Annotated in this window: 20 protein-coding genes and 1 tRNA gene; 8 read left to right on the top strand and 13 right to left on the bottom strand. The window is 68.4% G+C overall.

What is annotated here, in order from left to right; translation table 11 throughout:
- Nucleotides 1–23: 23 nt before the first annotated feature.
- The 7 genes from pth to ADBZ6K_RS21845 form a co-directional block, all read right to left on the bottom strand.
- Complete coding sequence (gene pth / locus ADBZ6K_RS21875) at nucleotides 24–602, bottom strand: aminoacyl-tRNA hydrolase (protein WP_526350606.1); 579 nt, start codon at nucleotides 600–602, stop codon at nucleotides 24–26.
- A gap of 30 nt (nucleotides 603–632) precedes the next feature.
- Nucleotides 633–1,298, bottom strand: a complete 666-nt coding sequence (locus tag ADBZ6K_RS21870; RefSeq protein ID WP_526350604.1) for a 50S ribosomal protein L25/general stress protein Ctc — start codon at nucleotides 1,296–1,298, stop codon at nucleotides 633–635.
- Between the two features lie 201 nt (nucleotides 1,299–1,499).
- On the bottom strand, nucleotides 1,500–2,177 hold the full coding sequence (locus ADBZ6K_RS21865; RefSeq protein WP_526350602.1) for an LpqN/LpqT family lipoprotein: 678 nt from the start codon (nucleotides 2,175–2,177) through the stop codon (nucleotides 1,500–1,502).
- Nucleotides 2,174–2,518 carry an arsenate reductase (glutaredoxin) gene (arsC, locus tag ADBZ6K_RS21860; protein ID WP_526350600.1) on the bottom strand — a complete coding sequence of 115 codons (345 nt, stop codon included), beginning with the start codon at nucleotides 2,516–2,518 and terminating at the stop codon, nucleotides 2,174–2,176. Before arsC ends, ADBZ6K_RS21865 begins: the two co-directional genes overlap by 4 nt.
- Nucleotides 2,518–3,498 (bottom strand): ribose-phosphate diphosphokinase, encoded by a 981-nt coding sequence (locus ADBZ6K_RS21855; protein WP_526350598.1) that lies wholly within the window; start codon nucleotides 3,496–3,498, stop codon nucleotides 2,518–2,520. The genes arsC and ADBZ6K_RS21855 overlap by 1 nt, the downstream gene beginning before the upstream one ends.
- Before the next feature lie 87 nt (nucleotides 3,499–3,585).
- A complete protein-coding gene (gene glmU, locus ADBZ6K_RS21850) occupies nucleotides 3,586–5,046 on the bottom strand; it encodes a bifunctional UDP-N-acetylglucosamine diphosphorylase/glucosamine-1-phosphate N-acetyltransferase GlmU (protein WP_526350596.1) in 1,461 nt (486 codons plus the stop codon).
- A gap of 148 nt (nucleotides 5,047–5,194) precedes the next feature.
- Nucleotides 5,195–5,266 (bottom strand) — tRNA-Gln (locus tag ADBZ6K_RS21845).
- A gap of 119 nt (nucleotides 5,267–5,385) precedes the next feature.
- Between ADBZ6K_RS21845 and ADBZ6K_RS21840 the strand changes: the two genes are divergently transcribed.
- The 3 genes from ADBZ6K_RS21840 (at nucleotide 5,386) to ADBZ6K_RS21830 (ending at nucleotide 10,635) form a co-directional block, all read left to right on the top strand.
- Nucleotides 5,386–5,979, top strand: a complete 594-nt coding sequence (locus ADBZ6K_RS21840) for a TetR/AcrR family transcriptional regulator (protein ID WP_526350670.1) — start codon at nucleotides 5,386–5,388, stop codon at nucleotides 5,977–5,979.
- Nucleotides 5,980–6,043: 64 nt separating this feature from the next.
- Complete coding sequence (mfd, locus tag ADBZ6K_RS21835; RefSeq protein ID WP_526350594.1) at nucleotides 6,044–9,712, top strand: transcription-repair coupling factor; 3,669 nt, start codon at nucleotides 6,044–6,046, stop codon at nucleotides 9,710–9,712.
- Nucleotides 9,709–10,635: a nucleoside triphosphate pyrophosphohydrolase gene (locus ADBZ6K_RS21830; protein ID WP_526350592.1), complete on the top strand. Its 927-nt coding sequence runs from the start codon at nucleotides 9,709–9,711 to the stop codon at nucleotides 10,633–10,635. The genes mfd and ADBZ6K_RS21830 overlap by 4 nt, the downstream gene beginning before the upstream one ends.
- A gap of 7 nt (nucleotides 10,636–10,642) precedes the next feature.
- Here ADBZ6K_RS21830 and efeB read toward each other — a convergent pair whose 3' ends face one another.
- Genes efeB through efeU form a run of 3 tightly spaced genes read right to left on the bottom strand, consistent with a single transcriptional unit; the run spans nucleotide 10,643 to nucleotide 14,050 of the window.
- Complete coding sequence (efeB, locus tag ADBZ6K_RS21825) at nucleotides 10,643–11,947, bottom strand: iron uptake transporter deferrochelatase/peroxidase subunit (protein ID WP_526350590.1); 1,305 nt, start codon at nucleotides 11,945–11,947, stop codon at nucleotides 10,643–10,645.
- A complete protein-coding gene (efeO, locus tag ADBZ6K_RS21820) occupies nucleotides 11,928–13,088 on the bottom strand; it encodes an iron uptake system protein EfeO (RefSeq protein ID WP_526350668.1) in 1,161 nt (386 codons plus the stop codon). The genes efeB and efeO overlap by 20 nt, the downstream gene beginning before the upstream one ends.
- A gap of 2 nt (nucleotides 13,089–13,090) precedes the next feature.
- On the bottom strand, nucleotides 13,091–14,050 hold the full coding sequence (gene efeU, locus ADBZ6K_RS21815; RefSeq protein ID WP_526350588.1) for an iron uptake transporter permease EfeU: 960 nt from the start codon (nucleotides 14,048–14,050) through the stop codon (nucleotides 13,091–13,093).
- 218 nt (nucleotides 14,051–14,268) lie between these two features.
- On the opposite strand from efeU, the gene ADBZ6K_RS21810 reads away from it, so the two are divergent.
- From ADBZ6K_RS21810 to ADBZ6K_RS21790, 5 genes are all read left to right on the top strand, one after another.
- A complete protein-coding gene (locus tag ADBZ6K_RS21810; protein WP_526350586.1) occupies nucleotides 14,269–15,000 on the top strand; it encodes a lytic transglycosylase domain-containing protein in 732 nt (243 codons plus the stop codon).
- Between the two features lie 138 nt (nucleotides 15,001–15,138).
- Nucleotides 15,139–16,428, top strand: coding sequence for a phosphopyruvate hydratase (gene eno, locus ADBZ6K_RS21805; RefSeq protein ID WP_526350584.1), 1,290 nt, complete (start codon nucleotides 15,139–15,141; stop codon nucleotides 16,426–16,428).
- Between the two features lie 3 nt (nucleotides 16,429–16,431).
- Nucleotides 16,432–17,145 (top strand): FtsB family cell division protein, encoded by a 714-nt coding sequence (locus ADBZ6K_RS21800; protein WP_526350582.1) that lies wholly within the window; start codon nucleotides 16,432–16,434, stop codon nucleotides 17,143–17,145.
- Entirely contained in the window at nucleotides 17,138–17,650 is a 513-nt protein-coding gene (locus ADBZ6K_RS21795; RefSeq protein ID WP_526350580.1) for a DUF501 domain-containing protein, read from the top strand. The genes ADBZ6K_RS21800 and ADBZ6K_RS21795 overlap by 8 nt, the downstream gene beginning before the upstream one ends.
- A gap of 60 nt (nucleotides 17,651–17,710) precedes the next feature.
- Entirely contained in the window at nucleotides 17,711–18,667 is a 957-nt protein-coding gene (locus ADBZ6K_RS21790) for a Ppx/GppA phosphatase family protein (protein WP_526350578.1), read from the top strand.
- A 40-nt stretch (nucleotides 18,668–18,707) separates the two neighbouring features.
- On the opposite strand, the gene ADBZ6K_RS21785 is transcribed toward ADBZ6K_RS21790, so the two are convergent.
- Genes ADBZ6K_RS21785 through ADBZ6K_RS21775 form a run of 3 tightly spaced genes read right to left on the bottom strand, consistent with a single transcriptional unit; the run spans nucleotide 18,708 to nucleotide 21,045 of the window.
- A complete protein-coding gene (locus ADBZ6K_RS21785; protein ID WP_526350576.1) occupies nucleotides 18,708–19,451 on the bottom strand; it encodes an Rv2686c family ABC transporter permease subunit in 744 nt (247 codons plus the stop codon).
- On the bottom strand, nucleotides 19,451–20,158 hold the full coding sequence (locus ADBZ6K_RS21780; protein WP_526350574.1) for a fluoroquinolone export ABC transporter permease subunit: 708 nt from the start codon (nucleotides 20,156–20,158) through the stop codon (nucleotides 19,451–19,453). The genes ADBZ6K_RS21785 and ADBZ6K_RS21780 overlap by 1 nt, the downstream gene beginning before the upstream one ends.
- Entirely contained in the window at nucleotides 20,155–21,045 is an 891-nt protein-coding gene (locus ADBZ6K_RS21775; protein WP_526350666.1) for an ATP-binding cassette domain-containing protein, read from the bottom strand. Before ADBZ6K_RS21775 ends, ADBZ6K_RS21780 begins: the two co-directional genes overlap by 4 nt.
- Nucleotides 21,046–21,259 lie beyond the last annotated feature (214 nt).

The raw sequence follows: 21,259 nt of genomic DNA, 5'->3' as shown, positions 1-21,259 counted from the left end.
GGCGCGCGGGGGTGGTAACCCCCTCAGGCCCAGGCGTGCACGGTGTTCTGCGCGGGCTCCAGCCCATGCTGCACCAGCAGCTCGGTGGCGTCGGCGGCTTGCTCGCAGATCGTCGGCACCTCGGGTCGCTCGTTGGTCGTGAACGTCTCCAACACGAACGTCGCCCCCGACTTACGGCCTGGCGGACGGCCGACGCCGACGCGCACACGCCCGAAGTCGTGCGTGCCCAGCGCGGCCGCCACCGATTTCAGCCCGTTGTGCCCGGCCACCCCGCCGCCGAACTTCAGCCGGATCCGCCCGAAGTCGATGTCCAACTCGTCGTGGATCACCACCACGTCCGCGGGCGGCACCGAGAAGAATTTGGCCAGTGGACCGACCTGACGTCCCGACTCGTTCATGTACACCCGCGGCTTGGCCAGCACCACCGGCCGGCCACCCAGCCGGCCGGTGATGACCTCGGCGCCGGAGCGCTTGTGCACCTTGAAAGCGGAGCCCATGCGTCCCGCCAGCACATCGGCCACCATGAAGCCGAGGTTGTGTCTGGTCTTGGCGTAGTTCGGCCCGGGATTGCCCAGGCCGACCACCAGCAGCGTCTCGGCCATATCGGATGGTGACCTCGTGTGGCCCGTGGCTTACTCGGACGCGGCGCCGGCCTCGTCGGCTTCGGTCGCCTCGGTCTGCTCCTCCACGGAGGCACCGCCACCCTCGGCCTCGAGATCCTCGGCGGTCGGGGCGGCGACGACGTTGACCACCAGCAGTTCGGGATCGGAGATCAGGCCGACGCCCGACGGCAGCTCGATTTGCCCGGCGGTGATCTGCGTGCCCGCCTCGATGCCCTCGACGGACACGGTGAGCTGCTCGGGGATCGACAGCGCCTCGGCTTCGATCTCGATGGCGTTGGCGTCCTGGGTGACCAGGGTGCCCGACGCGGCTTCGCCCTCGACGACGACGTTGACCTCCACGGTCACCTTCTCGCCGCGCCGGACCACGAGCAGGTCGGCGTGCTGGATGTTGCGCCGGATCGGATGGATGTCGAGAGCCTTGGTCAGCGCGAGCTGCTCCTCGCCGTTGATGTCGAGGCTGAGCACCGCGTTGGTGCCGGAGTGGCGCAGCACCGCGGCGAAGTCGTGGGCCGACAGCTCCAGGTGCCGGGGTTCGCTGCCATGGCCGTACAGCACCGCGGGGATCTTGCCCTCGCGGCGGGCGCGGCGGGACGCGCCTTTACCGGTCTTGTCGCGAACCGAGGCGGTGAGTTTGTTTCCGCCCGAGGTCTGAGAGGTCTTCGAGGTCTGAGCCATCGGGATGTTGCTCCTGTGCCGGTCGTTGGTACTGGGCACAGCAAGGGCCGCAACTGAGAACTGGGTCCCCGTCGATAACGGTGGTTCGAGCCACCCTCGCCGTGGTGCCCGCACGGCCGAACCGGCCATATCGGGCGGAGTCAGGTTAGCGCACCAGCAGCCCGCAGCGGAAATCCGCCGCTGGAAGTGATCTGGACGGAATCAAGCCTTGGGTGCGACGGTGAACCCCGAGATGATGGCCTCGATGTCGGGCGCCTCTTCGGCGGCCTTGTCCGCATACGTCGTCACGGTGAACTGCACCAGATAGCGCTGCGGTGGCGGGGCGGGCTGCCCGGCTGCTTCGGGCTTATGTGCCGCCCCGGTGGCGAAGACCACCCGGTTGTAGGTCTGCATGCGCTGCCCGTTGAGGTCGTAGCTGCCTTCGACCATCGATGACGGGAAGCCGCGGAATTTGTCGGTCGACGCGTAGAGCTGCTTGAAGTTCTCCGACAGCTGCGCATCGGCGGCGCCGTGTGTGATCGCCTGGTTGGCGTCGAAGTCGCCGGTCAGCTCGAAGACCATGAGCATGGCCGTCGGATAGGTGTCGCCCTTGGCGATCATCCGGGTGCCCAGCGCGAGGTTCGGGTTGGTGTAGGGGGCCCACCCGGGCGGCTGCGGCATCGTCACGGTCAGGTCGGAGAGATGTTCGGGTGCCACCGGGTTTCCGACGACGCCGGACTGTTCGAGGAATTGCCACAGCGGCACCGCCGCGGGCGCCGTGCTGGTCGTCGGCGGTGCGCTGGTCGTGCTCCAGATCGCCTGGTAGTCGGGGGGATCGTGGCCGCACGCCGACGCCGCGCTGACGAGCAGGGCGACGATCAGCCAGCGCAACCGCCTCACAGAATCTCGCGCACCGTCTCGATCGGCCGGGCCAGGCGGGTGCCTTTGGCCGTGACGACGAAGGGACGCTCGATCAGGATGGGATGCTCGGCCATCGCGTCGAGCAGTTCCTCATCGTCGGCGTCGGCGAGATTCAGTTCCGCGTACAGGGTTTCCCGTTTGCGCACGGCCGCGCGGACGTCGATACCGGCGTCGCGGATCAACGTCTCGAGCTCATCGCGCGACGGCGGCGTCTTCAGGTACTCCACCACCGCGGGCTCGATGCCGTTGTCCCGCAGCAACTGCAGCGTCTTGCGCGAGGTCGAGCAGCGAGGGTTGTGGTAGATGACCGGGTCGGCCACTAGGCTTCCCCGTCGAAAAGTCCTGTCACCGAACCATTCTCGAATACCGCACGGATGGTGCTCGCCAGCAGCGGCGCGATGGACAACACCGTCAGCTGCGGGAACTGCTTGTCTTCGCCGATCGGCAGCGTGTTGGTCACGATGACTTCGCGGGCACCGCATTCGGCGAGGCGCTGACGGGCCGGGTCGGACAGTACGCCATGGGTTGCGGCGATGACGACATCGCGGGCGCCGTCCTCGTACAGCAGCTTCACCGCGCCGGCGATGGTGCCACCGGTGTCGATCATGTCGTCGATCAGGATGCAGGTCTTACCCTTCACCTCGCCGACGACGCGGTTGGACTTGACCTGGTTGGGCACCCGCGGGTCGCGTGTCTTGTGGATGAAGGCCAGCGGGACGCCGCCGAGCGCGTCGGCCCACTTCTCGGCGATGCGCACCCGGCCCGAGTCGGGGGAGACCACGACTTTGTCATGGCCGTTGTAGTTGTCGACGATGTAGTTGCACAGCAGCGACTGTCCGCGCATGTGGTCGACGGGCCCGTCGAAGAAGCCCTGGATCTGATCGGTGTGCAGGTCCACCGACACGATGCGGTCGGCGCCCGCGGTCTTGAGCAGATCGGCCACCAGCCGTGCAGAGATGGGTTCGCGACCGCGGTGCTTCTTGTCCTGCCGGGCGTAGGGGTAGAACGGCAGGATCGCGGTGATGCGTTTGGCGCTGCCGCGCTTGAGCGCATCGATCATGATCAGCTGTTCCATCAGCCACTGATTCAGCGGGTACGGATGGCTCTGCAGGACGAAGGCGTCGCAGCCGCGCACGGACTCGTCGAACCGCACGAAGATCTCGCCGTTGGCGAAGTCCCGAGCGGTCTGCGCGGTGACGTGGACGTCGAGTTCCTTGGCCACCTGCTCGGCGAGCTCAGGGTGAGCACGGCCCGAGAAGAGCATGAGGTTCTTGCGGTTGTCGCTCCAGTCGTGGCTCAATGTCCGCCCTCGCCGGTCGGGAATCGATAACGGCCTAATGGTACGTAGCCTTTCTCGCGGTACGTTTCCGGGTTGGCGCAAGCACGTTCATTCAGGTGCGGGCGGTTGGCCGGCCCGGGCCTGACGCGCCGCCGCGGCGGCCGCCGAGTCGGGGCGCTTGCGCTCGACCCAGCCCTCGATGTTGCGCTGACGGCCGCCCGAAACGGCCAGCGCACCGGGCGGCACGTCGTCGCGAACCACAGTGCCCGCACCCGTGTAGGCACCGTCGCCCACGGTCACCGGGGCCACGAACATCGTGTCCGACCCGGTGCGCACATGAGAGCCGATGGTGGTGCGCCGCTTGGTCTCCCCGTCGTAGTTGACGAACACGCTCGAGGCGCCGATATTGCTGTGGTCGCCGATGTCGGCGTCACCGACGTAGGTGAGGTGCGGCACCTTGGTGCCCTCGCCCAGGGTGGCGTTCTTGGTCTCGACGAAGGTCCCGAGCTTGCCGTTGGCGCCAAGCCGCGTTCCGGGCCGCAGGTAGGTGAAGGGCCCCACGGTTGCGCCGGCGCCGATCGCCGACGAGCTCCCGTGCGTCCGGACGACCGACGCGCCGTCGCCGACGGTCACGTCGGACAGCGTCGTGTCCGGCCCGATCTGGCATCGATCGCCGACCCGGGTCGCTCCCAGCAGCTGTGTGCCCGGGTGGATGACGGTGTCACGACCCACCGCCACATCGACGTCGATCCAGGTGCTGGCCGGATCGACCACGGTGACACCGGCACGCATGTGGGCGGAGACGATGCGCCGGTTCAGTTCGGCCCCGACCTCGGCGAGCTGAACGCGGTCGTTCACGCCGGCGACCAGCGCGGTGTCGGCCACGTGCTTGGCCCGCACGGTGTGGCCGGCCGATCGCAGGATGGACACCACGTCGGTGAGGTAGAGCTCGTGTTGTGCGTTGTCGGAGCGCAGCATGCTCAGAGCGGTGCGCAGCGCGGGGGTGTCGAATGCGTACACGCCCGCGTTGACCTCGTGGATCTTGCGCTGCGACGCGCTGGCATCGGCCTGTTCGACGATGGCGATGATCTCGTGATCCTGGGTGCGAAGGATGCGTCCGTAGCCGGTGGGATCACGCAGTGTGGTGGTCAGCAACGTCGCCGCGGCCGCGCTGACCGTGTGGCTGCTGACCAGTTCGGCCAGCGTGTCGGCGTCCAGCAGCGGGATGTCGGCCGAGGTCACCACGACGGTGCCGGTGAACTCGTCGGCGAGCGCCGCCAGGCCGCATCCGGCGGCGTGGCCGGTGCCGAGTTGTTCGTCCTGGACCGCCGTCGCGACGGGCCGGCCGAGATCGTCGGCGAGGGCCGCGACGGCCGCTCCCACCCGGTCGCGGTCGTGCCCGAGCACGACGACGAGGCGGTTGGTGGCGACTTTGGACACCGCGCGAAGGACGTGGGACACGATGCTGCGGCCGGCAACGCCGTGCAGCACCTTGGGGGTGTCGGATTGCATGCGGGTGCCCGCACCGGCGGCGAGAACGATGACCGCGATATCGCCGTCAGCCGCCATCTGCGTCTCCTCCATGTCCGCTCTGGATGGATGCTCGCTCGGCAAGCCTCTGTTGTCTGCTCGCTCGGCAAGCCTCACTCGCCGCTCCGTGCTTATGGTCGCTCGGCAAGCCTCTGTTGTCTGCTCGCTCGGCAAGCCTCACTCGCCGCTCCGTCGCCAGGACTCGAACCTGAACTATCTGAACCAAAATCAGAGGTGCTGCCGATTACACCACGACGGATTGCCCGCCAGAGACTCTAGTCGACACCGTCGGCGCCGTTGAGCGCGAGACGGCCGGGCGGGGATAGCCTTGCAGGCGTGGCTGCGCCCGAGAAAGACCCGCGTGCACCCCGCGCCAGAATGACCGGAAGCGAACGACGTCAGCAACTGATCGAGATCGCCAAGTCGCTGTTCGCCGCGCGTGGCTACGAGGGCACCTCCATCGAGGAGATCGCCCAGCGGGCCAATGTCTCGAAACCCGTGGTCTACGAACATTTCGGCGGCAAGGAGGGGCTCTACGCCGTCGTGGTGGACCGGGAGATGTCGGCACTGCTCGACGGGATCACGGCCTCGCTGACCAACAATCGGTCCCGGGTGCGCGTGGAGCGGGTGGCCATGGCGCTGCTGACCTACGTGGAGGAGCGCACGGACGGCTTCCGCATCCTGATCCGCGATTCCCCGGCCACCATCACCTCCGGCACCTACTCCAGCCTGCTCAACGACGCCGTCAGCCAGGTCGCATCGATCCTGGCCGGCGACTTCGCCCGGCGCGGGCTGGACCCCGACCTCGCGCCGCTGTACGCGCAGGCGCTGGTGGGTTCGGTGTCGATGACGGCCCAGTGGTGGCTGGACATCCGCGAACCCAAGAAGGAAGTGGTGGCCGCGCATCTGGTGAACCTGATGTGGAACGGGCTGACCCATCTGGAAGCCGATCCGCACCTGCAGGCTGACTAGCGCCGTTCGCCGCGGCATCGCCGCGTGCACCGGCCCTGGGGGGAGTGCCTAGGATGGACGGATCATGACCTCATCGGGGCACACCCATGTCCAGACCCCGATCGCGGGGCTTGTCTCGTTGGCACAGCGCGATCCTGCCCTCGCCGATCTTGCCCGTCGTGCGGCAGGGCGGCCGGAGGACCTCACCCTGGTCGGACCCGCGGGCGCGCGGGTGTTCGTCGCCGCCACCCTGGCGCAGGCGAGGCCGTTGGTGGTCGTCACGGCTACCGGCCGGGAGGCCGACGACCTGACCGCCGAACTGCGCGGCGTCTTCGGCGATGCGGCGGCGATCTTCCCGTCCTGGGAGACCCTGCCGCACGAACGGCTCTCCCCCGGGGTAGACACCGTCGGCGCCCGGCTGATGTTGCTGCGCAGGCTGACTCATCCCGACGATGCACGACTCGGCCCGCCGCTGCGGGTGGTGGTGACGACCACCAGGTCGCTCGTGCAGCCGATGTCACCGGACCTCGCGGGCATCGAGCCGGTCACGCTGACCGTCGGCGACGAGGGCGATTTCGACGGCCTCGTCGCCCGGCTGGTCGACCTCGCCTACACCCGCGTCGACATGGTGGGCAAACGCGGCGAGTTCGCGGTGCGCGGCGGCATTCTCGACATCTTCGCGCCCACCGCCGAGCACCCGGTGCGCGTCGAGTTCTGGGGCGACGAGGTCAGCGAGATGCGGATGTTCTCGGTGGCCGACCAGCGCTCGATTCCCGAGATCGACATCGACACCCTGGTGGCGGTCCCGTGCCGCGAGGTGCTGGTCACCGACGAACTGCGGCAACGTGCCGCCGAGCTCTCCGAGCAGCATCCGCCGCACGACAGTCACCTGCCAGGCAGCGTGCCCGACATGCTGGCCAAGCTGGCCGAGGGCATCCCGGTCGACGGGATGGAGGCGCTGCTGCCGCTGCTGCGGTCGGCAGATATGGCCACCCTGACCGACCACCTGCCCGAGGGCACCCCGGTGCTCGTGTGCGACCCCGAGAAGGTGCGCACCCGGGCGGCGGACCTGATCAGGACGGGCCGCGAGTTCCTGGAGGCGTCCTGGTCGACGGCCGCGGTCGGGGGTGAGGTCCCCATCGACGTGGAGGCGCTGGGCGCGTCGGGGTTCCTGGGGCTGGGTGAGGTCAGGGCGCGCGCGGCGGCGGGCGGCCATCCGTGGTGGACGCTGAGTCAGCTGCCCGACGGTTCGGCGACGGAGCTCGACATCCGCCCGTCACCGTCGGCGCGGGGCCAGGACGTCACCACCACCGGGAGCACCGGGATCAGCGGGATCTTCGCGATGCTGCGTGCGCATGTGATGACCGGCGGATACGCTGCCGTCGTCACCCCCGGCGCGGGCACCGCGCAGCGAGTCGTCGAACAGCTGGCCGAATCCGAAACGCCGGCAGCGCTTCTGGAGCCCGGTGCGACACCGTCGGTGGGTGTGGTCGGCGTGCTCAAGGGCCCGCTGCACGACGGTGCGGTGCTGCCGGGCGCCAACCTGGTGGTGATCACCGAGATGGACCTGACGGGCAACCGGGTCACCGCCACCGAGGGGAAGCGACTGGCCGCCAAGCGGCGCAATGTCGTCGATCCGCTGGCGCTGACCGCGGGTGACCTGGTTGTGCACGATCAGCATGGCATCGGCAGGTTCGTCGAGATGACCGAGCGCGTCGTCGGCGGCGCCCGCCGCGAGTACCTGGTGCTGGAATACGCGTCAGGAAAACGGGGCAGTGGAAAAGACAGCGCCGACAAGCTGTTCGTCCCGATGGACTCGCTGGATCAGCTGTCGCGCTACGTGGGTGGTGAGGCGCCGTCGCTGTCGCGGCTGGGTGGCAGCGACTGGGCGAACACGAAGACCAAGGCGCGCAAGGCTGTCCGCGAGATCGCCGGCGAGTTGGTGACGCTGTATGCCAAGCGGCAGGCCGCTCCCGGGCACGCGTTCGGGCCGGACACCCCGTGGCAGGCCGAGATGGAGGACGCGTTCGGATTCACCGAGACGGTCGACCAGCTCACCGCCATCACCGAGGTGAAATCCGATATGGAGAAGCCGATCCCGATGGATCGGGTGATCTGTGGGGACGTCGGCTACGGCAAGACCGAGATCGCCGTGCGGGCGGCGTTCAAGGCGGTGCAGGACGGTAAGCAGGTCGCCGTGCTGGTGCCCACCACGCTGCTTGCCGACCAGCACCTGCAGACCTTCTCCGCGCGGATGGCCGGGTTCCCCGTCACCGTGAAGGGGCTGTCCCGGTTCACCGATCCCGCCGAATCCCGCGCGGTGCTGGAGGGTATGGCCGACGGCGGCGTGGACATCGTGATCGGTACGCACCGGCTGCTGCAGACGGCGGTGCGCTGGAAGAACCTCGGCCTGGTCGTGGTCGACGAGGAGCAGCGATTCGGCGTCGAGCACAAGGAGCACATCAAGTCGATGCGCACCCACGTCGACGTGCTGACCATGAGCGCCACCCCGATTCCGCGGACGCTGGAAATGAGCCTGGCCGGGATCCGGGAGATGTCGACGATCCTGACCCCGCCCGAGGAGCGCTACCCGGTGCTGACCTACGTGGGCCCGCACGACGACAAGCAGGTCGCCGCCGCGTTGCGCCGCGAACTGCTGCGCGACGGACAGGCGTTCTACATCCACAACCGGGTGCGGTCGATCGATCAGGCCGCCGCCCGGGTGCGCGCGCTGGTCCCGGAGGCGCGGGTGGTGGTGGCGCATGGCCAGATGCCCGAGGAGCAACTGGAGCGCACCGTCGAGGGGTTCTGGAACCGTGAATTCGACATCCTGGTGTGCACCACCATCGTGGAGACCGGGCTGGACATCTCCAACGCCAACACCCTGATCGTGGAGCGCGCGGACACATTCGGGCTGTCGCAGCTGCATCAGCTGCGCGGGCGGGTGGGACGCAGCCGCGAGCGCGGATACGCGTATTTCCTGTATCCGCCCGAGGTTCCGCTCACCGAGACCGCCTACGACCGGCTGGCCACCATCGCGCAGAACAACGAACTGGGTGCGGGCATGGCGGTAGCGCTCAAGGATCTCGAGATCCGTGGCGCGGGAAACGTGCTCGGCGTCGAACAGTCCGGACACGTCGCCGGTGTCGGCTTCGACCTGTACGTCCGCCTGGTCGGTGAGGCGGTCGAGGCCTACCGCGCCGCGGCGGATGGGAAAACCGTTGTGGCGCCTGAGGAGCCCAAGGACGTCCGGATCGACCTGCCGGTGGACGCACACTTGCCGCCGGATTACATCGGCAGCGACAGGTTGCGCCTCGAGGGCTACCGCAGACTGGCGGCGGCGCCCGACGACGCCGCGGTGAGTGCCGTGGTGGAGGAGCTCATCGACCGGTACGGGCCGCTTCCGGAACCGGCGCGCCGCCTGGTCGCGGTGGCGCGGCTGCGGCTGCTGTGCCGCGAATACGGGATCACCGAGATCGGCGCGCTGTCCGAGTCGACCGTGCGGCTGGCGCCGCTGCAGCTGCCCGATTCCGCGCAGCTGCGTCTCAAGCGGCTCTATGCCGGCGCGCACTACCGGGCGACCACGTCGACGGTTCAGGTGCCGATTCCCCGGGCGGGTAACGGGGTTGGGGCGCCGCGGATCCGGGACCTCGAGCTGGTGCAGATGGTCGCGGGTTTGATCCTGACGATGCAGGGCAAACCGCACGACGAAGTGGATATGGCCAAGTACGGCGCGGAGACCGTATCCCCGTGACGGTGATACTGGTGGACCCGCGACGGCCTTCACTGGTTCCGGTCGAAGCGGTCCCGCTGCTGGCAGGCGACGTCCAGTACACCGAGGAGCTGCCGGTCAAGGTGCCGTGGTCGCTGGCCGCGGCGCGGCCTGCCCACAACGGGCAGAACGCGCCGGTGCTGCTGTCCTCCGACCCGAGCCACCCGGCGGTCAGGGCCCGGCTGGCCGCGGGGGAGAGGCTGATCGGCGCACCCGGCCCGCAGCCCGGTGAACGCATCATCGACGCCGTCGCGATGATGGACAAGCTGCGCACCGCCGGGCCGTGGGAAAGCGAGCAGACCCACGATTCGCTGCGTCGCTACCTGCTCGAGGAGACCTACGAGCTGTTCGACGCCGTGCACAACGGCAACGCCGACGAGCTGTGTGAAGAACTCGGAGATGTGTTGCTGCAGGTCCTGTTTCACGCCCGCATCGCCGAGGACGCCCCGCAGCACCCGTTCGGCATCGACGACGTCGCGGACACGCTGGTGCGCAAGCTGGGCAACCGGGTGCCCGCCGTGCTCGCCGGTGAGCAGATCTCGCTGGAGGACCAGCTGGCCCAGTGGGAGGAACGTAAGGCGCTGGAGAAGAGGTCACGCAATTCCATCACCGACGGCGTGCCCACCGCGCAGCCCGCGCTTGCCCTGGCGCAGAAGATCATCGCCAGGGTCACCCAGGCCGGGCTGCCCGCCGACCTGATTCCAGCCGGCATGCTGGCCGTCACCCTCACCCCCGACGGAGATGCCGAAAATGACCTGCGGTCAACGGTATTGGCGTTCATGGACGATATTCGCCATGCCGAGAAGGCGATCGTGGCCGCCCGCGGCGCGCGGCTCGACGACGCCACCGCCGAGCCGCTCAGCGCCGACGAATGGCGCACGGCCTGGCCCGACCCGGCCAACTAGCCAGGCGTCAGCCCAGCAGCGTCGACCCCCAGAAGGCGTTGTTGTCGCCGTCGCGCAGCCCGGGCGGAATCGCGAAGATGGCGCTGCCGGTGTGCGTGATGTACTCGTTGAGCGCATCCCTGCGCGACAGCTCCGCCTGCATCGGGATGAACTGGGTTTCCGGGTTGCGGACGAAGGCGATGAAGAACAGGCCCGCATCGAGGTGCCCGAAACCGTCTGTGCCGTCGGTGAAGTTGTAGCCGCGGCGCAGGATCTCGATGCCACCCAGGTGTTGGGCGGATGCCAGCCGGACGTGGGCGTCCACGTCGATCAGCGGCACGTCCTTGTCGTTGACCAGATCGAAGTCGAGCTCCTCGAACTCGTCGGCGAGCCCGTTGGGCGCACCGCTGCCCTTCTGCCTGCCGATCACCCGCTCCTGTTCGAGAAGGGTTGTCCGGTCCCATGATTCGATCAGCATGCGGATGCGGCGGGTGATCATGTAGGTGCCGCCGGTCAGCCAGTCCGGTCCGTCGCCGGACGCCACCCAGACCTGCTTGTCGAGGTTGTCGGTTTCGTCGGCCTTGATGTTGTTGGTGCCGTCCTTGAACCCGAACAGGTTTCGCGGCGTCGCCTGATCCCTGGTGGTGGACGAGGTGCGGCCGAATCCCAGCTGCGAGTACTTCACCGCCGCCGTGCCGAAGGCCACCCTGGCCAGGTTGCGCACCGCGTGCACCGCCACCTGCGGGTCGTTGGCGCAGGCCTGGATGCAGATATCGCCTCCGGAGCGGGCCGGATCCATGGTCTCGTTGGGGAACTTCGGCAGATCGGCCAGCAGGCCGGGGCGCTGACCGCCCAGACCGAACCGCTCCCTGCCGTCCTTGACGAAGAACGACGGCCCGAAGCCGATGGTGAGGGTGAGCTGCGATGCCGGCAGACCCAGCGCCTCACCCGTGTCGGCGGGCGGCGCGTACGGGTTGAGGCCGACGGCGCCGTTCTTGACGGCCTCCTCGCCCGCGGTCATGCGCTCCGCCATGTGCGTCCACTCGCGCATCAGCGCCACCACGTCGTCCTTGGACTCGGTGGTGACGTCGAACGTCGCGAAGTGCATCCGGTCCTGGGCTTCGGTGACGATGCCCGCCTGGTGTTCGCCGCGGAACGGCACCGCGCTCTGCAGTTCGCCGTGCGGCTTCCGGGCCGCCGCCGACGCCCGTCCTGCCAGCACGCCGGCTCCGGCCGCGCCCGCGACGGCGGCGCCGACGCCCGCCGCGCCGATCAGCTTGCGCCGGGAGAACCCTGAGCGGTCTTGCGGAGAATCACTGTGGGGCGATGACACCTTGCACCTGGCTTACTTCGGCCGACAGGGCGTCGATGGCCCTGGACAGTTCCTGGCGCTCCGGCTCGGTGACCTTGTCGTAGAACACGAAGCCGTCGCCCTGGCGGTACCTCTGCAGCAGCGCCTCGACCTCGGCGAAGCGCTGGTCGACCCGCTTGCCCAGGTCGGGGTTGCGCTCATCGAGGATCGGGCGGACCGAGGCCACCGCCGTCTGCGAACCCTGGACGTTGGCGTTGAAGTCCCACAGGTCGGTGTGGCTGAAGATGTCCTCCTCGCCGCTGATCTTGCTCTTGGCCACCTCGTCGAGCAGGCCCTGCGCGCCGCCGGCGATCTGGGTGGAGTCGATCGTCCAGTCGGTCGCCTTGACGCCGGCGTCGAGCTCCTTGACGTCGGCCGTCAGCTGGTCGGCCAGGGCGTTGGCGTCGGGCTGCAGACCGGTCACCCACAGCTGCTTCTCCAGCGCGTGGAAACCCGTCCACTTCTGGCCCGGTTCGAGGTCGGCCTCGCGCAGGTCGATGCGGGGATCGAGGTTGTCGGGGAACGACTCGGCGACGGGCTCGATGCGTTCGTAGTAGGTGCGCGCAATGGGGAACTGCGCCTTGGCGGTCTCGACGTCGCCGCGCTTCACGGCCTCGACGAAGACCTGGGTGGCGGCGATCAGGGCCTCCGTCTGGCTGTTGACGTAGCGCTTGTAGTTGTCGGCGGCTTCCTTGAACTTTCCCTCGGTGTCGATCTGCACGGCGGCGCCGGTGACGGTGAAGTCACCGCGGATTCCGTCGCCGACCATGCCCGGCTTGCACGCCGTCTGGTAGGTACCGGGCTCGCCGAGCTGCACGATCAGCTTGCGCTGCAGGCCGGGGGAGATGTTCTCGACCTCGCCCATCACCCGGTCGCCCTCGCCGTAGACGTAGAACTCGGTGACCTTGGTGCCGTTGTTGGTGATGAGGAACGTATTCGCGCCGGTGGTGCCGGCGGTGCCCGACAGCTCGCATTCCGTGTCCGAGGCCGCGACGGTGATCTCCGTGGGGGCGGCCTGACCCTCTTGGGCGGGTTCGGCCTCCTTGGCCTGGCAGCTGGACAGGGAGATGCCGGTGAGCACTGCGGCTGTGGCGGCGACGGCCGCTCTGCCGACGGGGCGGATGTTCACTTGCTGGACCTTTCGGATGCGGTGGCGGACTCCGATGCCGACGGCGGCTCGGAGCTGGATGACGGCGTGTCGGTGGGCGGGGGAGTGGACGGCTTGGCGGGTGCCTTCGTCGGCCGCAGGAACATCGCGAGGATGACGACGAGGTAGGTCAGCCAGGCGATGAACTGCAGCACCGTCGGCGTTGGCGTGACGTTGAAGACGCCCTGGATGACCTCTCCGTACCACGCCGACCAGTTGAACCACGACGTGATGTCGAACGCCCGGTGACTCAGCCCCGGCAGCCAGCCGACGGTCTGCAGCGCCCCGACGCCGTAGGACAGGATCCCCGCCGCGACCAGAATCAGGAACACACCGGTGTACTTGAAGAACTTGGCGAGGTTGATGCGGATGGCCCCGCGGTACATGCCGTAGGCGATCGCGACGGCGAACAGCACCCCGATGACCAGGCCGACGAGGGGCCACAGCGTCTCGGCTTCGGCGAATCCGACCATGAACAGCGCCGTCTCAACCCCTTCGCGGCCGACGGCCAGGAACGCCAGGGCCAGAACCGCCAGTGACCCGGTCTCCAGCGCGCGCGCCATCTCGGTGCGCAGCTCGCCGGACAGTCCCGCGGCGGCGGTTCTCATCCACAGCACCATCGTGGTGACGATCGCGACGGCCATCAGCGATGCGACGCCGGCGATCGCCTCGGCGGCCAGCCCGGTGATGGTGTACGCGCTGAGCTGAATCGCGAGGAACACACCGATGGTCATGACGATTGCCGCGGCGACACCGAGCCACACCCATTTCAGTGCGTCGCGGCGCTCGGATTTGACCAGGAACGCCACCAGAATCGTCACCACAATGGCGGCTTCCAGGCCCTCCCGCAGACCGATCAAACCGCTGCCGAACAGCTGTGATGTGATGTTGGGCGCGGCGGCCTGGACGCTGGCCGGAAAGCTCGCGGCGGCAATCATCGATATGTCCTCGCTACCCTGTGTGCCTACCCAGCTTTGGCTTGCCATAGCAAGGTGTGCCTCACCTTATCAGGGGTGAGATGCGCCCCGGAACGGGTCCAAGAACCCCGCACCCCGCGCCTTTGCGCTGCGGATGCGTGGGACTATGGGCAAAGACCAAAGTCGCTCCGAGGGGAGTGCTGGGTAGTTGTAGTGCTGGGTAGTTGTAAGGGAGTGCCGTGGCGCCGATCCGTTGGCTGCGGCCTGCCGCGGTGGTGGGCGCGACAGCTCTGCTGCTGGCTTCTTCCTGTTCGTGGCAGCTCGGCATTCCCATTCCCGAAGGGGTCCCGCCGCCCGCAGGCGATCCGGTGCCCGCAGTCGACACCTACGCCGCCGGCCGCGGGGCCGACCAGCTGCACGAATGGGCCGCCGAGCGGGCGCCCGCGCTGGGCATACCGGTCACCGCGCTGGAGGCATACGCCTACGCCGCCCGCGTCGCGCAGGTGGAGAACCCCAAATGCAACCTGTCCTGGACGACGCTGGCGGGCATCGGCATGGTCGAGAGCCACCACGGGACCTATCGCGGCGCGATGATCGCGCCCAACGGCGATGTCACGCCGCCGATCCGGGGTGTCCGGCTGGACGGGACCAGCGGCAATCTACACATCGCCGACACCGACGTGGGCATGCTAGACGGCGACGCGACCCTCGACCGTGCGATGGGACCGATGCAGTTCATCCCCGACACGTGGCGCCTGTACGGGGTGGACGCCAACAACGACGGTGTCGTCAGCCCGGACAACTTCGACGATGCGGCGCTGTCGGCGGCCGGCTATCTCTGCTGGCGGGGCAAGGACCTGTCCAAGCCGCGCGGGTGGATGAACGCGCTGCGGGCGTACAACTTCTCCGACCAGTACGCGCGCATGGTTCGGGATTGGGCGACCGCCTACGCCGCAGGTCGCGCGCTCTGAGGGGTTCCTGACACACCTAGTGGTGGGTTCCCGCCCACCCCGCATGGCTTCACGCTCTAGGCTCATGCACGAGATTCACCGCAGTCCAGCCGCATGACGAAACCGGGCGAGCCCGGCACATCGAGAAGGAGACATCCAGTGCCCATAATCGAGCAGGTCGGAGCCCGTGAGATCCTCGATTCCCGCGGTAATCCGACGGTGGAGGTCGAGGTCGCGCTCACCGACGGCACCTTCGCCCGCGCCGCAGTGCCGTCCGGCGCCTCGACCGGTGAACACGAGGCCGTCGAGTTGCGCGACGGCGCCGCCCGCTACGGCGGAAAGGGCGTGGAGAAGGCGGTGCAATCGGTGCTCGACGAGATCGCCCCGGCGGTCATCGGGCTGAGCGCCGACGACCAGCGGCTGGTCGACCAGGCCCTGCTGGACCTGGACGGCACTCCGGACAAGTCCCGCCTCGGCGCGAACTCGATCCTCGGCGTGTCGCTGGCGGTGTCGAAGGCGGCCGCGGAAGCGGCCGGGCTGCCCCTGTTCCGCTACGTGGGCGGCCCCAACGCCCACATCCTGCCGGTGCCGATGATGAACATCCTCAACGGCGGTGCGCATGCCGACACCGGCGTCGACGTGCAGGAGTTCATGGTGGCGCCCATCGGCGCACCCAGCTTCAAGGAGGCGCTGCGCTGGGGCGCCGAGGTGTACCACTCGCTGAAGTCGGTGCTCAAGAAGCAGGGCCTGGCCACCGGGCTCGGCGACGAAGGCGGTTTCGCCCCCGACGTCGCAGGCACCAAGGCCGCACTCGACCTGATCGGGACGGCGATCGAGGCTTCCGGCTTCAAGCTGGGGTCGGATGTGGCGCTGGCGCTCGATGTGGCGGCGACGGAGTTCTACACCGACGGCACGGGCTACGCCTTCGAGAAGGAGATCCGCACCGCCGAGCAGATGGCCGAGTTCTACGCGGGGCTGCTGGATTCCTACGCCCTGGTGTCGATCGAGGATCCGCTGTCCGAGGATGACTGGGACGGCTGGGTCACGCTGACGAGCGCCATCGGCGACCGGGTGCAGCTGGTCGGCGACGACCTGTTCGTCACCAACCCCGAACGCCTCGAGGAGGGCATCGAAAAGGGTGCCGCCAACGCGCTGCTGGTCAAGGTGAACCAGATCGGCACGCTGACCGAGACGCTGGACGCGGTCGCACTGGCGCACAACAGCGGCTACCGCACCATGATGAGCCATCGCAGCGGTGAGACCGAGGACACCACGATCGCCGATCTGGCGGTCGCCGTCGGGAGCGGGCAGATCAAGACGGGCGCCCCGGCCCGCAGTGAGCGGGTGGCGAAGTACAACCAGCTGCTGCGCATCGAGGAGATCCTCGGCGACGCCGCGCGCTACGCGGGCGACCTGGCCTTCCCGCGGTTTGTGGTGGAGTCCAAATAGCCCGTGCCCGAAGCGAAGCGGCCCGATCCGAAGCGGCGGTCGCCGGCTTCCCGGCCCGGTGGGGCCGGGAAGCCCGGCGAGCCGAAGCGCGACCGGTCGCGGGGGGCGTCGGCGAGCCGGCGCGAACCGAAGGCGCCCAAGGCGCTTGAAGCCAAGCCGGTCGCCGAGGACGCCGATGCCTCCGACGATGCTGAGGCCTCCGAACCCGCCAAGCCGGGCAAGGAGATCGCTACGCGGCCGTTCACCGTGCGGGCCGAGCACATCGCCGAGGTGCAGTCCGAACAGCGATTCGGTTCGGCGGCCCGGCGGGCGGCCATCCTGGCGGCGGTGGTGTGCGTGCTGACGCTGACGATCGCGGGTCCGGTTCGCACCTACTTCGCGCAGCGCACGGAGATGCAGCAGCTGAAGGCCACCGAGGCCCAATTGCGTTCGCAGATCGCCGAACTCGAAGTGCAGAAGGTGAAACTGGCCGACCCCGCGTTCATCGCGGCGCAGGCCCGGGAGCGACTGGGGTTCGTGATGCCCGGTGACATCCCGTATCAGGTCCAGCTGCCGCCGGGCCCGGACGCGCCGGGTGCGCCCGGTACGGGCCCGGGCGGTCAGCTGCCGTCCGGGCAGCCGTGGTACACCGCGCTGTGGCGCACGATTGCCGATGACCCCCACGGGGTTTCGCCACCCGTCCCGCCGCCGCCCGAGCCCCCCGCACCCGGTGGTTGACCGTTCGGACCTCGACGCCGTCGCGCGACAGCTGGGCCGCGAGCCCCGCGGCGTGCTCGAGATCGCATACCGGTGCCCCAACGGCGAACCGGCGGTGGTGAAGACTGCGCCCAGACTTGCCGATGGGACGCCATTTCCGACGCTGTACTACCTGACCCACCCCGCACTCACCGCGGCGGCGAGCCGGCTGGAGTCGTCGGGGATGATGCGCGACATGACGGCCAGGCTGGATCACGACCCCGCGCTGGCGGCCGCGTATCGCCGCGCCCACGAGTCGTATCTGGCCGAGCGCGACGCGCTGGAACCACTCGGCACGACCTTCTCCGGCGGCGGCATGCCGGACCGGGTCAAGTGCCTGCACGTGCTGATCGCGCATTCGCTCGCCAAGGGGCCGGGGGTGAACCCATTGGGTGACGAGGCGCTCTCCGGGCTGGCGGGCGAGCCGGGACTGGAGGGCATCCTGGACGGGCGCTGGCGGATACATGGGCGCGAGGAGCCGACATGACCGACGAGCGCTTGCGCGAGGAGCCGACATGACCGACGAGCGCTTGCGCGAGGAGCCGACATGACCGGCCAGGAGGAGCGCGTCGCGGCGATCGACTGCGGCACCAACTCGATCCGGCTGCTGATCGCCGACCGCGCCGACGGACGGCTGCGCGACGTGCACCGGGAGATGCGCATCGTGCGGCTGGGCCAGGGCGTCGACGCCACCGGGCAATTCGCCCCCGAGGCGCTCGCACGCACCCGCGTCGCACTCACCGACTACGCCACACTGCTGGGCGAGCTCGGGGTGTCGCGGGTGCGGATGGTCGCGACGTCTGCCGCCCGCGATGTGACCAACCGCGACGAGTTCTTCGCGATGACCGCGCAGGTGCTCGGACGCGTCGTGCCGGGCGCGGTCGCCGAGGTGATCGCCGGCACCGAGGAGGCGGCGCTGTCGTTCCACGGTGCGGTGGGCGAATTGGACTCCGCCGAGGCGCCTTTCGTCGTCGTGGACCTCGGCGGGGGATCCACGGAGGTGGTCGTCGGCGCGGATTCGGTGCAGGCCAGCTACTCGGCCGACATCGGGTGCGTGCGGTTGACCGAGCGGTGCCTGCACTCCGACCCACCCACCGCCGCGGAGATCGACGCGGCCCGTGAGGTGGTGCGGCGGGGCATCGCCGATGCACTACGGGTGGTGCCGGTCGACGGGGCCCGCACCTGGGTGGGGGTGGCGGGCACCATGACGACGCTGGCGGCGCTGGCGCAACGGATGACCACCTACGACCCGGACGCGATCCACCTGTCCCGCGTCGGCTTCGCCGAGTTGCTGGCGGTGTGCGAGGAGCTGATCGCGATGACCCGCAAGCAGCGCGCGGCCCTCGGGCCGATGCACGAGGGCCGGGTGGACGTCATCGGCGGTGGCGCGATCGTGGTGGAGGAACTGGCGCGCGTGCTCGCCGTCCGCGCCGGGATAGACGAGCTGGTGGTCAGCGAGCGCGACATCCTCGACGGCATCGCCATGTCCATCGCCGGGGTATGAGCCGGGAGTAGCGCATGCTTCCGGTTTGTCCGTGGCCCGGTCAGGTGTTCTTGGTCGTGAAGCGGACGAACAACGGCCACGCGATGGCCAGGTTGTAGATCGCCCCGGCGAGCAGATACGGCCACCAGGTGCCGTGGTCGTTCGCGACCCAGAATGCCTTGGCCGCCCAGTATGGGGGCAGTAGTCCGAAGGCGAGGTTCCATGCGGAGTCGACGAACCAGGGCAGGCACGGCAGTCCTGCGATGACGATGCCAAGCAGGCGAACCATCGCGATGCCCTGGATCTTGTTGCTGGCCGACGCGACGATTAGCAGCAGTGTGACCACCGCCGACAAGCCGGCGACCACGCCGATCGGGATGAGTGCGGGCACGAGTCCCGGCTGCAGAAGGCCGCTGAACGACATCGTGGCCACCACATAGACGGTGGTGACCGCGACAACCGTGGCCGCCCGGTAGAGGAAGAACGACGACAGCCGCACCGGGGTGACGCGCAGTGCGGTCAGGGTGCCTGCGTCGACCTCGTCGAGGACCAGGAACGCCGCGAGCCCGCCGGCGATGATGATGCTGGTGAGCAACAGCAACGCGGTAATGACCAACGGGTAGTAGGGCACCAGGTCGAAGTCGTAGCGTCGCGCCAATACCGCGGTGAGCCGCGGCACCAGGATCCAGGTGCCGACCGTCCAGATCACCGGGGCCACCATCAGCATGACCAACAAGGGGTCGCGGTACGTACCGCGAATATCGTTGCGGCCAAACGCCGCCCAAGCGCGCAGTGCCCCGGCCATCACAGCACCCCTGACCGTTCGATCACGTAGCGGCCGAACAACGTCTTCGCCAGCCAGTAGAGCCCGGCTGAGCAGACGAGCGGATAGGTCACGGCGTAGCCGACCTGCCACGGCGCCAGCGGTTGGCCGAACACCGCCGCAAACAACAGCAGTGGCCCCTGGGTGGGAATGAGATACAGCACGGAGTTGGACCAGACCCCCGACAGGTGCAGCATCGGCAGCGACAGGACCGCCAGCGGCACCGTGGTGGACAGGAACCAGTCGCTGACCGAGGCGAACGGCAGCGACGAGGCGAACCCCGTCAGTAGCATCACCAGTGCTCCCAACACCACTCCCGCCGTCAACGCTGCCAGATGGAAGGTGGTGCCGTTGGCGGCGATCACCACGACCAATGCCACGAACAGTGAGATTCCCATCAGGGCGGTGATTTTGGCCGAGAGATACTCCCGGAACCGCAGCGGGCTGCAAACGACCGCGCCCAGGGTGCGTTCCTGCCTCTCGAAGAACACCGAGCCGCCGATGAAGAAGAACCCGATGATGGTGATGTCGCCCACCAGCACATAGGGCTCGACGATCCGGCGCAGATGCGGCGGCATCGGCAGCAGCAGCGCCAGCCACAGCAACCCGGACAGCACCGCCGCGTGGGCGAACCGCTGGCGAACCAGCGTGGTGACTTCCAGCCGCAGCGCGCTAGTCCACCGGCTCATGCCAGGCTCCGCCCGGTGACGTCGACGAACACGTCGTCGAGACTGGCTTCCGTGCTGTGGATGGTCTCAACCGGGTGGTTGCGCAGCAGGGAGTGAAACTCGGCGTTGTCGGCCAGGCGATCAATCGGGAATTCCGCGGCAGCCAATCCGCCGTTCGGCGTGCGGTATTCCACTCTCACCAGCCGCTGACTGCGAGCGATCTTGAGTTCCGCGGGCTGGTCCATGGCCACGATGCGCCCATCGACGACGAAGGCGACCCGGTCGCACAATTCATCGGCGGTGGCCATGTCATGGGTTGTGAGAAAAACGGTGCGGCCGCGCGCCTTCAAGTCCAGAATCATGTCTTTGACCGTGCGGGCGTTGACCGGATCCAGGCCGGACGTCGGCTCGTCCAGGAACAGCAATTCGGGGTCGTTGAGCAGTGACCGCGCAAACGTCAGGCGCATCTGCATTCCTTTGGAGTACTTGCCCACTCGCGTGTCGGCGGCGTCGGCAAGGCCCACGGCGCCGAGCAGGTCCCGCGGATCCAGCGTGGTTCCCGCATACAGGGAGGCGAAGAATCGGAGGTTCTCCGCACCGGTGAGTTTCAGGTAGTGATTGGGCAGCTCGAACGAAACGCCGATGCGCTGGTAGTAGTCAGGGCCCCAGGCCTGTGGTGCTCTGCCCCAGACCAGCGCCTGGCCGCCATGGCCCCGCAGCAGACCGATGAGCACTTTCTGGGTGGTGGACTTGCCTGCCCCGTTGGGGCCCAGGAAACCGAAGATCTCCCCACGCCCCACGGTGAAATCCATCCCGCGCACCGCGGCCTGAGACGACTTGGGATAGGTGTAGGTCAGCGCCTGAACGTCGATGACCGATGTCCTGGCGGCAGCTGACCTGCGTTGCATGGCGTCTGTGCGCATCGATTTCCGGTGTCCTTCGGTCGGCGCGGAGCCGTCGACGTTGCGACGCCACCGCGGGCGAGGTGTACCACGTTTCCGACCAGACTTCCCGGAGCCAACCGTCAGTCTAGTGGAGGTCCGGCGGCCTTGAAGACTGTTCGGGATGACGGGGAACATGTCGTCTCGGTCGAAAGCGCCTTCGCCACTGAGCGTTTGAGGA

The sequence above is a fragment of the Mycobacterium sp. genome, from assembly GCF_044223235.1.
Lineage (GTDB): Bacteria > Actinomycetota > Actinomycetes > Mycobacteriales > Mycobacteriaceae > Mycobacterium.
Note: the sequence above shows the minus strand (reverse complement) of the source record. Positions and strands in the feature narration are given on the sequence as shown.